General features: G+C 69.6%; 16 protein-coding genes. 5 read left to right on the forward strand and 11 right to left on the reverse strand.

What is annotated here, in order from left to right:
* Positions 1–18: 18 nt before the first annotated feature.
* From K1T35_RS40715 to ehuB, 5 genes are all read right to left on the reverse strand, one after another.
* Positions 19–384: a hypothetical protein gene (locus K1T35_RS40715; protein ID WP_220257011.1), complete on the reverse strand. Its 366-nt coding sequence runs from the start codon at positions 382–384 to the stop codon at positions 19–21.
* Between the two features lie 213 nt (positions 385–597).
* Positions 598–1,359: an ectoine/hydroxyectoine ABC transporter ATP-binding protein EhuA gene (gene ehuA / locus K1T35_RS40720; RefSeq protein WP_220257012.1), complete on the reverse strand. Its 762-nt coding sequence runs from the start codon at positions 1,357–1,359 to the stop codon at positions 598–600.
* Positions 1,360–1,363: 4 nt separating this feature from the next.
* Positions 1,364–2,014, reverse strand: coding sequence for an ectoine/hydroxyectoine ABC transporter permease subunit EhuD (gene ehuD / locus K1T35_RS40725; protein WP_220257013.1), 651 nt, complete (start codon positions 2,012–2,014; stop codon positions 1,364–1,366).
* Positions 2,014–2,727 carry an amino acid ABC transporter permease gene (locus tag K1T35_RS40730; protein WP_220257014.1) on the reverse strand — a complete coding sequence of 238 codons (714 nt, stop codon included), beginning with the start codon at positions 2,725–2,727 and terminating at the stop codon, positions 2,014–2,016. The genes ehuD and K1T35_RS40730 overlap by 1 nt, the downstream gene beginning before the upstream one ends.
* A 2-nt stretch (positions 2,728–2,729) precedes the next feature.
* On the reverse strand, positions 2,730–3,641 hold the full coding sequence (ehuB, locus tag K1T35_RS40735; protein ID WP_220263166.1) for an ectoine/hydroxyectoine ABC transporter substrate-binding protein EhuB: 912 nt from the start codon (positions 3,639–3,641) through the stop codon (positions 2,730–2,732).
* A 266-nt stretch (positions 3,642–3,907) separates the two neighbouring features.
* Here ehuB and K1T35_RS40740 point away from each other — a divergent pair, with 266 nt between their 5' ends.
* The gene (locus K1T35_RS40740) at positions 3,908–4,909 is read left to right on the forward strand and encodes a hypothetical protein (protein ID WP_220257015.1); all 1,002 of its coding nucleotides are present in this window, start codon (positions 3,908–3,910) and stop codon (positions 4,907–4,909) included.
* 688 nt (positions 4,910–5,597) lie between these two features.
* On the opposite strand, the gene K1T35_RS40745 is transcribed toward K1T35_RS40740, so the two are convergent.
* The gene (locus tag K1T35_RS40745; RefSeq protein ID WP_220257016.1) at positions 5,598–6,686 is read right to left on the reverse strand and encodes an IS630 family transposase; all 1,089 of its coding nucleotides are present in this window, start codon (positions 6,684–6,686) and stop codon (positions 5,598–5,600) included.
* A gap of 155 nt (positions 6,687–6,841) precedes the next feature.
* Complete coding sequence (locus K1T35_RS40750) at positions 6,842–8,836, reverse strand: protein meaA (RefSeq protein ID WP_220257017.1); 1,995 nt, start codon at positions 8,834–8,836, stop codon at positions 6,842–6,844.
* Between the two features lie 103 nt (positions 8,837–8,939).
* Between K1T35_RS40750 and K1T35_RS40755 the strand changes: the two genes are divergently transcribed.
* On the forward strand, positions 8,940–9,260 hold the full coding sequence (locus tag K1T35_RS40755; RefSeq protein ID WP_255621254.1) for a hypothetical protein: 321 nt from the start codon (positions 8,940–8,942) through the stop codon (positions 9,258–9,260).
* Here K1T35_RS40755 and K1T35_RS40760 read toward each other — a convergent pair.
* Entirely contained in the window at positions 9,245–10,063 is an 819-nt protein-coding gene (locus K1T35_RS40760) for a DUF1206 domain-containing protein (protein ID WP_220257018.1), read from the reverse strand. The genes K1T35_RS40755 and K1T35_RS40760 overlap by 16 nt on opposite strands.
* Positions 10,064–10,192: 129 nt before the next feature.
* Positions 10,193–10,879 (reverse strand): DedA family protein, encoded by a 687-nt coding sequence (locus K1T35_RS40765; protein WP_220257019.1) that lies wholly within the window; start codon positions 10,877–10,879, stop codon positions 10,193–10,195.
* 205 nt (positions 10,880–11,084) lie between these two features.
* Here K1T35_RS40765 and K1T35_RS40770 point away from each other — a divergent pair, with 205 nt between their 5' ends.
* Positions 11,085–11,639: a dihydrofolate reductase family protein gene (locus K1T35_RS40770; RefSeq protein ID WP_220257020.1), complete on the forward strand. Its 555-nt coding sequence runs from the start codon at positions 11,085–11,087 to the stop codon at positions 11,637–11,639.
* 160 nt (positions 11,640–11,799) lie between these two features.
* Here the strand turns inward: K1T35_RS40770 and murA are convergent, their stop codons facing one another.
* Positions 11,800–13,068 (reverse strand): UDP-N-acetylglucosamine 1-carboxyvinyltransferase, encoded by a 1,269-nt coding sequence (gene murA, locus K1T35_RS40775; protein WP_220257021.1) that lies wholly within the window; start codon positions 13,066–13,068, stop codon positions 11,800–11,802.
* Positions 13,069–13,078: 10 nt separating this feature from the next.
* The gene (locus K1T35_RS40780; RefSeq protein ID WP_220257022.1) at positions 13,079–13,708 is read right to left on the reverse strand and encodes a TetR/AcrR family transcriptional regulator; all 630 of its coding nucleotides are present in this window, start codon (positions 13,706–13,708) and stop codon (positions 13,079–13,081) included.
* 86 nt (positions 13,709–13,794) lie between these two features.
* Between K1T35_RS40780 and K1T35_RS40785 the strand changes: the two genes are divergently transcribed.
* Positions 13,795–14,247 carry a MarR family winged helix-turn-helix transcriptional regulator gene (locus tag K1T35_RS40785; RefSeq protein ID WP_255621255.1) on the forward strand — a complete coding sequence of 151 codons (453 nt, stop codon included), beginning with the start codon at positions 13,795–13,797 and terminating at the stop codon, positions 14,245–14,247.
* Between the two features lie 14 nt (positions 14,248–14,261).
* On the forward strand, positions 14,262–15,107 hold the full coding sequence (locus K1T35_RS40790; protein WP_220257024.1) for a haloalkane dehalogenase: 846 nt from the start codon (positions 14,262–14,264) through the stop codon (positions 15,105–15,107).
* The last annotated feature ends 73 nt before the right edge of the window (positions 15,108–15,180 follow it).

Below are 15,180 nucleotides of genomic sequence, written 5' to 3' on the forward strand. Positions count from 1 at the left end.
ACACAGCACTCGTCATGATTATTCGGGAAGGTCGTATGGACAGTAACTATACTGCTCAAAAAGTTGACCTTCACGGCCTATTTGCTCTATATCGCGAGCAGTCACGCGATATACGACCTGCTGCTCATTGTAGAGCACCAGCTCCCGGTAATGCCTGGTGAAGGCCCATGGCCCACTATCGTCTTTGTAGATGTGCATAGTCGGCTCCTCGACCTCCCGCCACTCGATTTCGAGGAAGCCCACACCGTCGGCGCGAACTGCAAGGATGTCATCGCACCAGATCGAGGTAACGAAGCCGGTTTGCTCGAAAGCTTCCGCTCGACCGGCAGTTCCCACCGCCACCACCGTCACGAGAGCCGCAACGCAAGCGCCCAGCTTCCACATCCTGTGGACCATCTGATTCTCCCGCGGGCCGTTGATTCGCACCGACTGTCCGAGATCTTCCACGCAGAGTCAAGATCCGCGGACAGCCAGCGACGAGCAACCACCCCTGCGGCGTAGCGAAGATCACGGAGCGTCACCAACGGCGTTCGATCAAGCGCGTCCCGCGAAAAGGCGATATACAGACACACCTCTCGTGGGTTCCGGTCGGAACCACTAGTGCGCGAGCACGGCCTTCAGGAACTCTTGGGTCCGTGGGTTCTCCGGCTCTGAGAACAGCTTCCCCGGCGGCGCATCCTCGATCACCTTCCCGCCGTCGAACATCATCACCCGATGCGAGAAATCGCGGGCGAAGCCCATCTCGTGGGTGACGCAGAGGATCGTGATGTCCGTGGTCTCCCCGATGTCCTGCAGCAGCTTGAGTACTCCCGCCACCAGCTCCGGGTCCAGCGCCGAGGTCACCTCGTCGAGCAGCAGGACGTCGGGCTGCATGGCGAGCGCCCGCGCGATGGCAACCCGCTGCTGCTGCCCACCCGAGAGCCGCGACGGGTGCTCGTCGATCTTCTCCCCAAGCCCGACCAGGTCGAGCAGCTCCTTCGCCCGCGCGTTCGCCTCGTCCTTGGACAGGCCGAGCACCCGAGTGGGCGCCTCGATGAGGTTGCCACGGACGGTCATGTTCGGGAACAGGTTGAACTGCTGGAATACCATCCCGATGCGCTTGCGCACCTCGCGGCTGTGCTTCTCATCGGCCGGGACGAGTTTGCCGCCCCTCTCCATGTGCGACAGGTACTTGCCTGCGACCTGGATCGTGCCCTCCGTGACCGACTCCAGGCACATCAAGAGTCGCAGGATCGTCGTCTTGCCCGATCCGGACGGCCCGATCAGCGTGACATGCTCCCCCGGCGCGACCGTGAAGGCGAGGTCGGACAGCACGACGTTGTCGCCGAATCGCTTCTCGACCCCGTCGAACACGATCATCGGTTCAGATGGTGCCGACACGGCGCTCCAATCTCCGGACCAGCAGTGACGCTGGGTAGCTCAAGGCCAGGAAGAGCAGCCCAGCGATGGTGTAGGGCTCGTCGTAGCTGAACGTACGACCACCAGCCTCACGTGCCCAGCCGACGATGTCGAGGAGGGTGATCGCGATGAGAATCGGCGTCTCCTTGAACATCGAGATCACGTAGTTCCCCAGCGCCGGAAGCACCCGCGGGATCGCCTGGGGCAGCACGACGCCGGTCCAGACCCGCGACCGGGGAAGGCTGAGCGCCGTGGCGGCTTCCCATTGTCCAGGAGGCACGGCATCGATGCCGGCCCGGTAGACGTCTGCTGTGTAGGTGGCGTAGTGCAGGCCGAGCGCGATCACGCCGGTGGCGAACGGTGGGATCAGGATCCCGATGTCGGGCAGCACGTAGAACAGGAAGAACACCTGCACCAGCAGGGGGGTGCTGCGCACGAACTCGATGAACCCACGCACCACGATGGCGATCGGCCATGGGCCACGCAGCAGCATGGCGAGCACGAGCCCGAGGCTGAACGCGAAGAGCGATCCGAGCACTGTCAGTTGCAGGGTGAGAACCAGTCCCTGCAGGAGCGCTGGCAGAACCTCGGCGGCGAATGACCAGTCCCATCCCATCAGACGACTCCTGCCGTCGTCTTCGCCGCTGCCCGCGCCCGCGCCGACGGCTTCCGGCCCACCCGGGCTGACGCGGCGGACTCGAGTAGCCGCATCACCGTTGTGATCACCAACGCCAGCAGGAGGTACAGCACGAGCACGACCAGCCACACGAGCGGAAGTTCTTGTTGGAAGTTCGACACGAGCCGCTGGTTGGCCAGGTTGGTGATCTCGTTGATCGCGACGAACGACAGCAACGCCGTGCTCTTGAGCAGCTGGATGAACAGCGTGTTGAACGGCGGGATCATCTCGACCACGGCCTGCGGAAGGATCACGCGGCGCATCCGCTGCGTCGGGCTCAGGCTGAGCGCCATCGCGCCCTCGTACTGCGCCCGCGGCACCGACTGGATGGCGCCTCTCACGATCTCTGCGCCGTACGCGCCGTGATTCAGGCCGAGAACGAGGATGCCCGCCCAGATCGGCACGAGCTGGAACCCGACGAGCAGCGGCAGCGCGAAGAAGATCCAGAACAGCTGCACGACCTCCGAGGTGCCGCGCAGCCCTTCCACGTAGATCCGGCTGATCACCCGCACGGTGCGTGACGGCGAGAGCATGCCCAGCCCAGCGGCGAGCGCCAGCACGATCGTCAGCGCGATACCGCCGACCGTCGCCATCACCGTGACCGGGATCCCCGGCGTCAGCACGCGAAGGAACGTGCCGATGTCGTCGAACATGGTCAGGCCGAGCAGAGTTGCTCGGTGGTCAGGTCATCGGCCGGCAGGTTGGCCTCGGAGAAGCCGAAGGGCGTGGCGATCTCCACCCAGCGCCCGCTGTCGTGCAGCTTCGCGAGCTCCGTGTTGAAAGCCTCGCGGAGGTCGTTGTCGGCCTGCCGGAACACGAAGCCACCGGCCGAGACAACCTCCTCGCCGTTGACGACCGGTGTGAAGCCGGTCGTCACCTCCACCGGAGCACCCGGGTTGAGCTCGGTGGTCAGCCACTTGAGGGAGATGTCGGTGAGCGCGGCACAGTAGACCCGCCCGTCGGTGACGGCCTGCAGCAGCGCGTTCTGCGTCTCGAACACCTGGATGTTCGTGACGCCGGCCGCCTCCGCGTAGTCCTGCTCGACGGCTGCACCGAGCACGCCGAGCTGAAGGTTCTTGGCTGCCACATCTTCGAACTTCGCCACCTGCTGCGGGTTGCCCGTCGGGACCATGAACGCGGTGAGCGCCGAGTAGTCAGGGATCGAGAAGGCGGCCTGCCCGCATCGCTCGGGGGTGATGTTCATGCCTGCGCAGACCATGTCGTACCGGTTCGCGTTCAGCGACGGGATGAGCGCGCTGAACTCGACCTGCTGGGCCTGCACGTCAGCGATCCCGAGGGCCTGCATCACGGCGCGGGCCACCTCAGGAGCCTCACCGGTGACGTCGCCCTCTGGCGACGTGAAGCCGTACGGCTGTTCACCTGCGATGCCGATGTTGATCGTTCCGGCTTGCCGGGCACGCTCCAGGGCGCCGCCTGCCCCGCCCTGGCCACCGCCCTGCGGAACCGCCTGACAAGCCGACAGCGCCGTCCCCCCGCCGATCGCCACCGCTCCGGCCGTCGCCGTCCGGCGAAGGAAATCGCGCCTGCTCCAGCCTCGCTGCGTCATGAGGTTCTCCTTCGGTCGGGTGGCGGCCCCCTCCGGTCGCCGACGTTGACATCCGAACGTAGGTGATCGCGTCCGACTCACCGCCACTCGGGCGGACCAGGCCACCGACTCGTTACGTGACCGCAACGAGGAGCAGACCTTTCTCGTGTATCACCCGTTCGGATGCCTTGGCCGCTGGCCCGAGCGGGTACATCCTGCGCCTTTTCGTCGCGGCGCGCAGGGCATGCCGGCAAGCCGGGTGCCGCCGGATGCGACAGGATCGGGGCATGTTGCGCATCGCCGGGCTACCGGTCTGGGTCGGACCGTCCGACGTCATCGCGGGCGCCCGGGCCGTGGTCGGGTGGAGCGACGAGGCCGTGCAGGTGGTCTCCTCCCTTCCGGCGCGGGTGGCCGGCCTGCTCGACGAGGCCGACGGGCTGGTGCAGCGGATCACCGCCGTTGCCGACCGCGCCGACGTCATCGTCGATCGCACCGACGGGATCATGCGGTCCGTCGACGAGCTGCTGGGCACGGTGCAGGCCGCGGTGACGCGGGTCGACGAGGTCCTCCGCGACGCCGACGGCATGGTCCGCACCGTGGACGCCCTGCTGGCCGACGTCCGTACCGTCTCCGACGCCGCGACCGCGTTGGTGGCGCACGCAGGCGGGGTCGCCGAGGACGCGGCCGGGCTCGTGGCACGTGCGAGCGGGGTCGCCGACGGCGCCGCCGGGCTCGTGGCCAGGGCGGACGGGGTCGCCGATGGTGCCGCGGTCCTCGTGGAGAAGGCGGGCACCGTTGCCGACGAGGCCGCGGTCGTCGTGGCCGGGGCCGGCACCGTCGCGGAGGACGCGCGCACGATCGTCGCCACCGCGGGCGGGGTGGCCGACGACGCGGGCGTGGTGATCGGCAAGGCCACCGCGGTGGCCGACCGCGCGGGCGCCGTTGTCGACCAGGCGGCGGGCGCGGCGGATGGCGCCTCCGAGCTGCTCGCCGTATACCAACCGATCGCACGCCAGGCCGCCCCGCTCGCACAGCGGTTCGTCGAGGAGTTCTCCGAGGAGGAGGTGCACGCCGCGATCCGGATCGTCGACCAGCTGCCGCAACTCACCGAGCACATGGAGCGCGACATCATGCCGATCCTCGCCACCCTCGACCGCGTCGGCCCGGACGTCCACGAGCTGCTCGAACAGCTCAAGCAGGTGCGCCAGGCGATCCAGGGCATCCCCGGCTTGAGGTACTTCAGCCGCCGCGGCGAGCGGGAGGACCCGGGAGAGAACGGCGTCCGCTGACTTCGCCTCACACTCCCATCCGAGTACGGATTCACCAGGGACACGGTGATCGCCGAACCACACGTACCCCTCCACCACGCCGGTATGCGACTGATCCGCCGTTATCCGTCCAACCACGCCTCTATGTCGCTGGCGGTGCGGTCACATCCACCACGGTAGCGACCGGATGACCTCGAGCGTTCACTATTGCAAATTTCTTGGTCTTTGGCCGGCGGCCGCCCCGGCCTGTTGCGAGTCAGCACGTCGAGGGTCGCTACCAGGCCGAATCGGTTTCGCTTCACAGTGACATGAGGAGCTTTGATCCTCATCGCAACCGAACGACGAGTTGACCAACCGATGCCCCCCTGGTAGTCAAGCTAGGCATCTGGCTCACCGGTCCGGAGAGAGGATCCATGCGCACACTATCCGCCATCACCCTTTCCACTGCGGTAACCGCAGGCACCCTAATAGGAGGGGCAACACCGGCCTATGCTCACCCCAACCGGGAAGACTGCTATGACACAAATGAGAATGCTCCGGACGGCGGGTTCAATTGCCAACTCGGGCCGTACCAGAGCATAAATGAGGCGCTGGCCGTGGGCCGAGGATACGAGGCTGGCGGGCACATCCGATCCTACTGGACGGAAGTACCTCTCCCCGGAATGGTCTTCCTTATCATGTCCGTCAAGCCGCACTAGCTAGTGCCGCGTCAGGCAACGTTGGGTAGGTAATCAGGTCGGCGGATCTTGGAGTCGACCGCGAAGCGCCGCTTGGGCTTGGCGCGGCGGTTGGCCCAGCGGATGTAGCCGGCGATCGCGGTCTCTTGGGCGGCGCGGGAGGGGTAGTCGCTGCCGTCGAGGGTGAAGTAGCGCAGCGCGGTGAACTCCGACTCGATCCAGTTCAGCCAGGACGCGTTGGACGGGGTGAACACCAACTCGACGTCATGATCGGCACACCAGTCGGCGACCTCGCTCTTCTTGTGCGGCGAGAAGTTGTCACACACCACATACAGCCGCCCGGTCGGGAACCTGGTCCGAAGCTGCCGGAGGAAGCCGAGGAACTCCTGCCAGCGCTTGCGGTCTCGGAACCGGTAGAACATCTGCCCCGAGGACAGGTCCAGCGCGCCGAACATGTGCCGCACCCCGGCCGTGCGGGTGTAGGTCGCCCGTTGCCGGGCCGGCTGACCTTTACGGAACCAGCCCCGACCCGGGCGAGGCATCAGGTTCAGCGGCCCGAACTCATCGACGCAGATCACCCGCCCATCCGCGGGTGGGTTGTCGTAGAGATCCAGGATCCGGGCCATCTTCGGCGCGAAGTCCGGGTCCCGGCTGCCCTTCCAGGTCTTGGTGGCCTGCCAGCGGATCCCGGCCTCGCGCAGGATCGCGCGCACCGTCTCGGTGCTGATGACGACCCGGTGGTACTCACCCAGGTGCTCCACCAGCTTGGACAGGCTCCAGACCGTGAACGGGCGGCCCAGCTGCTGCGGCGAGGCCTTGGCTACCCGGCACACGATCTCGCGGACCGCGGGGCCAAACCTACGAGGTCGGCCCCCGCTCCATTTTGGGTCCAAAGCCGCGAACCCCAGCTCGTTGAACGCGTGGATCACCTCCCGCGCGTACTGGGTCGTCGCGGCAAACATCGTGGCCGCGTCCGCCGCGCTGCGCCCCTGCACCGAGGCCAGCACGATCCCGGCCCGCCGCAGCCGCACCCGATCCTTCGCCGTCCTCGTGATCTTGACCAGACGTTGGGCCTCCGCCGGCTCCAACGCGCGGACGAACACCTCAGGCTGCCGTGCCATCACCACCTCCGGCCGACAGCCTCCCGGCCCCAAACGTGGCAGATCAAGCCAGCGCCATTACAGCGCCGACCTTCCTTGATGAGGCACTAGCGTCGATCTTTCGTAATACCGTCCCACCACCGTCCGCGTCGCGGGCGTCGGCCTCTGGACCCTGCTCAGCCCGCGTCGTGCGCGGCCAGCACGAGCGAGACGATCTCATCCATCATCGCCGTGAGCTGGTAATCCTTCGGCGTGAACACCGCCGCCACCCCGCGCTCGCGCAGCTCCGCGGCGTCCTCGGCCGGGATGATCCCGCCGACGACCACCGGCACGTCGTCGGCGCCCGCGGCGCGCAGGCCGTCGACCACGGCGGGCACGACCTCCAGGTGCGAACCGGAGAGCACCGACAGCCCGACCACGTGCACGCCCTCCTGCACGGCCGCGGCCACGATCTGGGCCGGCGTCAGCCGGATGCCCTGGTAGACCACCTCGAACCCGACGTCGCGGGCCCGCACGGCCACCTGCTCCGCGCCGTTGGAGTGCCCGTCGAGGCCGGGCTTGCCCACCAGCATCCGCAGGCGCGACCCGATCGTCTCGCCCGCCGCCCGCACCCGCTCGCGCACCTCGACGATCTCGCCGGCCGCTGAGCCGCCGACCACGGCGGCCGACACCCCGGTGGGCGCCCGGAACTCGCCGAACACCTCCCGCAGCACCCGTGCCCACTCGCCGGTGGTGACGCCGACCTTCGCGCAGGAGATCGAGGCGCCCATGAGGTTCGTGTCCGTCTTCGCCGCGTCGCGCAGCGCGTCCAGCGCGGAATCGACGGCGGCGGCGTCCCGGCCCGCCCGCCACGCGCGGAGCGCCTCGATCGCGGCTGCCTCGGTGGCCGGGTCGACCGTCTCGATCGCCGCGGCCCCCTCCGCCTGCAGCGGGCTCGGCTCGGTGGCCTGGAACCGGTTGACGCCGATGACGACGTCCTCGCCCGCCTCGATGCGCCTGCGTCGCTCGGCGAGCGCACTCACCAGCCGCCCCTTGATGTAGCCGGACTCGACGGCGGCGACCGCCCCGCCCATCTCCTGCACCCGGTCGATCTCGGCGCGGGCGCCCTCGACGAGCTCGGCCACCTTCGCCTCGACCACCCGGCTACCGTCGAAGAGGTCCTCGTACTCGAGCAGGTCGGTCTCGTAGGCCAGCACCTGCTGCATGCGCAGTGCCCACTGCTGGTCCCACGGACGGGGCAGACCGAGCGCCTCGTTCCAGGCGGGCAGCTGAATCGCCCGGGCCCTTGCGTCGCGGGAGAGCGTGACGGCGAGCATCTCGAGCACGATGCGCTGCACGTTGTTCTCCGGCTGCGCCTCGGTGAGCCCGAGCGAGTTGACCTGCACGCCGTAGCGCAGCCGCCGCTGCTTCGGGTCCGCTACGCCGTAGCGCTCGCGCGTGATCTCGTCCCAGAGCCGGGCGAGGGCGCGCATCTTGCACATCTCCTCGACGAACCGCAGCCCCGCGTTCACGAAGAACGACATGCGCCCGACGACATCGCCGAACCGCTCCTGTGGCACCTGACCGGAGTCGCGCACCGCGTCCAGCACGGCGATGGCCGTCGACAGGGCGTACGCCAGCTCCTGAGGGGGTGTCGCCCCGGCCTCCTGCAGGTGGTAGCTACAGATGTTGATCGGGTTCCACTTCGGGATGTTCTGCACCGACCATGCGATCGTGTCCGAGATCAGGCGCATGCTCGGCGCCGGCGGGAACACGTAGGTGCCGCGGGACAGGTACTCCTTCACGATGTCGTTCTGCGTGGTGCCCGCGAGCTCGTCGCGGGGGGCGCCGTGCTCGTCGGCCACCGCGACGTACAGGGCGAGCAACCACATCGCGGGCGCGTTGATCGTCATCGACGTGTTGGCCTCGGCCATCGGGATGCCGTCGAAGAGCGTGCGCATGTCCCCGATGTGGCTCACCGGCACCCCGACCTTGCCGACCTCACCCTTCGCGAGCTCGTCGTCGGGGTCGTAGCCGGTCTGCGTGGGCAGGTCGAAGGCGACCGAGAGCCCGGTCTGCCCCTTGGCCAGGTTGCGGCGGTAGAGCGCGTTCGACTTCTTCGCTGACGAGTGACCCGCGTACGTCCGGATCACCCAGGGGCGGTCGCGCTCACGGTCGGTCGGGTACGGCACCGGGCACCTCCGCGTCGAGATGAGCGAGGAATCCGATGCTACTGGCGCGTAGCCCTCATGGCGCCGCTTCACGAGCGGGGTCACACCGGCGGAGAATCGACCGGTGGCAGACGCCCGGCTCACCATGATCTTCGGCGCCCTCCTGATGCTCGGGATCGTGCTGCTCGCGCTGCGCTGGACGTTCGGCACGGGCCGGGACCAACCCGCGCCACATCTGCCCGATCCGGACGACCCGACCGGCGACGGCCTGCTCACCGAGGTCTCCCGGGTTCCGACGGAGGCCGCGGCGCATGTGCTGCGCGCCCGCCTCGCCGACGCCGGTATCCGCGCCACCATCGGTCGCGGCGGCGACGCCTACCGCCTGCTCGTCTTCCCCGCCGACCTGGCGAACGCGCGAGTGGTGGTCGGTCAGACCCGGTGGTAGCGCGCGTCGAAGAAGCAGAAGACGCCGTAGGCCAGCACCCCGAACGCGATGGCGACCAGCAGGTACTGCCCGAACGGCTGCCCGGCCAGCGTGCGCAGCGCGGCGTCCAGCCCTGCCTCCTCGGGCCGGTACAGGATGGCCGCGATGACGACGAGCACGCCGACGATCCCGATCGCCACGCCCTTCGCGACGAATCCGACCTGACCGGTGCGTAGCGCCGCCTCCCGCGCTCGCCGGTCGGCAGGGAGGCTCATGGCGCGGCGGAACCTCTGCTGCACCCCCGAGACGACGGTGACGGCGCCCGTCACCAGGACCCCGAGCCCCACCGCACCGACGATCAGCTGCCCACCGGGCAGCCCGAGCACGCCCGCCGCCGCCCGCTGCTGGCCGCCGCCACCGCCGCTGCCTGCTGCGGTACGCGCGGCCAGCACGGCGAGCACCGCGAAGATCACGGCCTTACCGGCACTCGTCGCGCGCAGACGCACCTTGGTGGTGCGCTCCGACTCGTAGGCGAACCCCCAGACGGCCTCCTGCGTCCGCCACAGCGCCACCGCGGCGAACCCCACCACCAGGCCCCAGAGCAGGACGCGGCCGTGCGGCTGCTGGACGATTGCCTGGAACGCCCCCGTCTGGTCGGCGCGCTCCCCGCCGTCGGTGCCGAACGCGATCTGCAGCGCCAGCCAGGCGACGAGCAGGTGCGTGAGGCCGTACGCGGCGATCCCGATCCGGGCGCCGATCCTGACGGGCGTGCTGCGGGCCGCCCGCCGCGCCGATCGCTCGGCCGCGTGCGCTTCGCCGGTCATCGGGCGATTCTCGCCCCGACCGGGCGGCAACGACAGAAGAGGTGGTCGTGCTCCGCGTCGCCGGAGCACGACCACCTCTCCTCCCCCCTTCACCCGGACCGGGCGCCGCCCCCACGGTCGCCCGGTCCGTCAGCGCCGCTCGGGCGCTTCCCCCACGGTGATCGCCACGGTCGGCGCGTCGCCGACAACCGGCTCCCCAGTCGGCCGCCTGCGATTGCGCACCCCCCGCACGATCAGCGCGACCACCACCGCCGCGACCACCACGCTCGTGACCGTCGGCCCGAGCAGGTGTGCGGACTTGCGGATCGCGATCGACGCGGCGCTGCCGAGCCCGACGTAGACCAGGCCCCACAGCACCGCGCCGAGCGCGGTGTACCGCGCGTACCGCCCCCACGGCATGCGCAGCGTCCCCGCGATCACGGGCACCAGCGAGTGGGCGACGGCGAGGAACCGCGACGCGACGAGCGCACGGCCCGTCCCCCCGCGCAGCACCCTCTCGGCGCGCACCCAGTTCGCCTCGCCGATCTTGCGACCGGCCCAGCTCGCCCGGATCCGACCCCCGAACCTCCGGCCGAGCAGGTACCCCCCGTTCTGCCCGACGACGCTGGCCCCCGCCGCGATCGCGGCCAGTGCCAGGTACTCCCCCGTGCCGCCGACGGTCGTCGCCGCGGCGAGCAGGACGACCTCCCCCGGTGTCACGAGTCCGACCAGCACGGTCGTCTCGAGCACCAACAGCACGCCGACCACCGTGTACAGCTGCCACATCGGAATCGCGTCGATCATCGCGAAGAACGAGTCGAGCCATTCGGTGATCACTCGTCTACCCTGGCGTGGACGGGCCGCCGAGCCCATCGGGGCAGCCCCTGAACCGGGGTAGGGATCTCCCCCGTATCGGCTCGGGGGTTGCCACCTCGGTCATGAGCGCGACCACCAGCGGACGGCCTCCGGTACCGATTCCTTTCCGATCCGACCCAGGTCTGCCTGTTCGAGCCGGACCGTCCGGCCGGGAACGGAGACCCTCATGCGCAAGCTCACCGTGCAGACCTTCGTCACGCTCGACGGCGTGGCCCAGGACCCGGGCGGGTTCGGAGAGCTGGAACGCGGCGGCTGGGCGCTCGGCTTCTTCGACGACGCCTCGGCCGAGCACGCGACGCAGAGCCTGCTGGCGAGTGACACCTTCCTGCTGGGCCGGCGGACCTACGAGATCATCGAGAAGGCCTGGTCGCACAACACCGGGCCGTACGCCGAGGCGATGCACCGCATTGCGAAGGTCGTCGTGACGAACACCCTGCACGGCCCGTTGCCGTGGAACGCCACCGCGGTCGCGGGCGACCCCGCGCGTACCGTGGCCCGGCTCAAGGAAGAGCCCGGCGGCGACATCCTGACGTACGGCAGCTTCACGCTCGTGCGCACCCTGCTGCGGCACGGCCTCGTCGACGAGCTCGTCCTCGGCGTCCACCCCGTCGTCCTCGGCGCCGGCACGCGGCTCTTCGACGACGGGCTGCCGAACCCGCTGCGGCTCGTGGACGCGACGCCGACCTCGACGGGAGTCGTTGCGCTCACCTACAACCCCTAGTGTCCCGAACCGGAAGTCCGGTGCATAAATCGGCGGATCCAGGTTTCCGCTGGGTGTGCCGGCGAGCCGGCCTCGTACCGGGCGTACTCGGCCGGTTCGCCGGTGCGCTCAGCGGGAAGCTGGGCCGTCGAGTTATGTGGTGGACTTCCGGTTCGGGACACTAACGCTGCGGCTCCGCCCGCACGCGTGCGACATCGGCGCCGAGGCCGCTGAGGTTCTCGACGAACCGCGGGTAGCCGCGGTCGATGTGCTCGACGTCCCACACGTCGGTCACGCCGTCCGCGCACAGGCCGGCCAGCACGAGTCCCGCGCCCGCCCGGATGTCGCTCGCCCACACCGGGGCGCTGGACAGGCGCTCCACGCCCCTGACGACGGCGTGGTGCCCGTCGGTGCGGGCATCGGCGCCGAGGCGCACCATCTCGTCGACGAACCGGAAGCGGGCCTCGAACACGTTCTCAGTGATCATCGACGTGCCGTCGGACACCGCGGACAGCGCGATCGCCATCGGCTGCAGGTCGGTGGCGAAGCCCGGGTACGGCAGCGTCACGAAGTCGACGGCCAGCGGCCTGCGGTCCATCCGCACCGTGAACTCCTGGGTGCCGATGTCCGTCTCGGCGCCTGCGGAGCGCAGCTTGTCCAGCACCAGGTCGATGTGGTGCGGGTCGACGCCGCGCACCGTGACCTCACCGCGGGTCATCACGGCGGCGAACGCCCAGGTGGCGCCGACGATCCGGTCACCGATCACGCGGTGGCGCGTGGGCTGCAGGTGCGTGACGCCGTGCACCGTGAGCGTCGAGGTGCCGACACCGTCGATCTTGGCGCCCATCTGCTGAAGCATCGTGCAGAGGTCGACGATCTCCGGTTCGCGCGCGGCGTTGTCGATCACGGTGGTGCCGTCGGCGAGCACCGCGGCCATCAGGATGTTCTCGGTGGCGCCGACGCTGGGGAAGTCGAGCCAGATCTGCGCGCCCCGCAGCTCCTCGGCCTCCGCGACGACGCGTCCGTGCTCGATCTCGGTGGTCGCGCCGAGCTTGCGCAGACCGGCCTGGTGCATGTCGAGCGGGCGGGAGCCGATCGCGTCGCCGCCGGGCAGTGGCACCACGGCGCGACGGCACCGGGCGACAAGGGGCCCGAGCACGCAGACCGATGCGCGCAGCCGGGAGACGGATGCGTAGTCGGCCTGTGCGCCGGGCTGCGCAGGCACGTCGATCGTCACCGTGCTGTGCTCGACCTCGACGGTGCAGCCGAGGCTGCGCAGCACGTCGGCCATCAGCGGGACGTCCAGGATCTCGGGGCAGTTGGTGATCGTCGTCGTGCCCTCGGCCAGCAGCGCCGCCGCCATCAGCTTCAACACGCTGTTCTTCGCCCCGACCACGTCGACGGCGCCGACGAGCCGGGCACCACCGCTCACCGCGAAGTGCTCCGCCACGCGGGCGACGCTATCCGGTGCCGACGGCGGCGGCGCGGGCGGCCACCACCCCGTCCCATCCCGCCAGCAGGCAGTCGACCACGGTGTCCAGCTCGTCACGGGTGGCGCCGTCGCGCGCATGCAGCGAGAGGCCGTATTGCACCGACATCACGTAGGCGGCCAACGCACCGGCGTCGGCGCCGGGCGGCACGTCCCCGTCGGCCTGCCCCCGCACGAGCCGCTCCTTCACGGCCGCCGTGCCGGACCGGCGCTGCTCCGCGAGGAAGTCGCGGATCCCCTCGGTGCTCGGCGTGTACGTGGTGGCGGCCAGCACGACCATGCAGCCCGTTGGCCTGCCGGGAGTGGTGTAGGAGCGGACGTTCGCCCGCAGCATCGCCTCGATGCCCCCGATGGCCGTAGGGGCCTCCTGCAGCGCCCGCAACGGCGGTTCCCCCTCCATGCCCTCGTAGAGGGCGACGGCCTCGCGGAACAGCGCCTCCTTGCTCCCGAAGGCCGCGTAGAGGCTGGGCGGGCGGATGCCCATCCGCGCGGTGAGGTCACCGATGGACGTTCCCTCGTAGCCGTGCTCCCAGAACGACTCCATCGCCAGCCGCAGCGCGGCGGCGCGATCGAACCCGCGTGGACGTCCTCGCACCGCCATGAGCGCGCCCCCTTCTGTAGCGACCCCTCAAGATACGCCTCTGCGAGATAGTAGCCATGTACATAATCGCCATGTACCTTGAATTCGTGCGATTAGGACCTCCAGGAGCGGCCACCGGGGCCATCGTGTGGCGGCTCGCGACGAAATGGCGCGTTGCGGTCGACCGCGCGCTGGCCCCGCTCGAACTGACCCACGCCCAGTACGTCCTGCTGGCCGCCCTCCACGGGCTGGAGCGGGCAGGGCGTCGACCGAGCCAGCGCGAACTGGCGGACGACACCGGCCTCGAGCCGCTGTACGTCTCCAAGCTGGCACGCGCGCTCGAGGCGAAGGGCCTCATCGCGCGCCGGCGCGATGAGCAGGACACCCGCGCCGTCCGGCTCACCCTCACCGACCAGGGGCGGGAGACCGCGCGATCGGCCATGCGGATCGTCCAGGAGCTCCTCGAACGCCTACTCGCACCGTTCGGCGGCCGCGACAGCGACCGCACGGCGGCGCTCGTCCGCGAGCTCGCAGAGCTGCTCGACGCCCCACTCCCGTAGAGAGGAACACCACGATGCCCGAGACCCCTGTCCTCGACTCGACCATCCACCACACCGAGACCGGTTCCGGCCCGACGTTCGTCTTCCTCCACGGCAACCCGGCCTCGTCGCACATGTGGCGCGCCGTAATGCCCCGCATCGGCAGGGGCCGGCTGCTCGCACCCGACCTGATCGGGATGGGACGGTCCGGCAAGCCCGCCATCCCGTACCTCTTCGCCGACCACGCCCGCTACCTCGACGCCTGGTTCGACGCACTCGGCCTCGACGACGTCGTGCTCGTCGGCCACGACTGGGGTGGCGCGCTCGCCTGCGACTGGGCAGCCCGGCACCCGGAGCGCGTGCGCGGCCTCGCGCTGTTCGAGGCGATCATCAAGCCGATCGACAGCCACACTCTGAGCCCGCAGGCGCAGGCCCGCGCCGAGCTGGTCCGCACCCGCGGCGCGGAACTGTTGGAGTCCGACCAGCTCATCCGAATGGCCTACACCGGCGGCGTGCGCACTCCCGTTCCGGAGGACGTGCTGGCCGAGTACCTCCGCCCGTTCCCGGCCCCGCAGGCACGGCGCCCGGTTCTCGCCTGGGCCCAACAGATGCCGATCGACGGCGAGCCCGCCGAGATCGTCGCCCGGATCGAGGCCTTCGACGCGTGGCTCGCGAAGAGCACCGAGGTGCCGAAGCTGCTCATGACATTCGCGGGGTCGCCCACCCTGCTGATCAACCCCGAGACGGCCGCGTGGAGCGCGGACAACATGGCCTCGGTCGAGATCGTCCCGTGCGGGGAGGCAGGGCACCACGCCGCGGAGGACCGGCCCGTCGAGATCGGGGATGCGATCGCCGCATGGGCCGAGCGCCACCTTCTGTAGCGGTCACTCAAAATAACTCTTGACGCCGCGCCCTCCCGATCGCAGACTTCCATAGTGCTCGCTACAGAAAGGA

This window comes from Pseudonocardia sp. DSM 110487 (genome assembly GCF_019468565.1).
Classification (GTDB): Bacteria; Actinomycetota; Actinomycetes; order Mycobacteriales; family Pseudonocardiaceae; genus Pseudonocardia.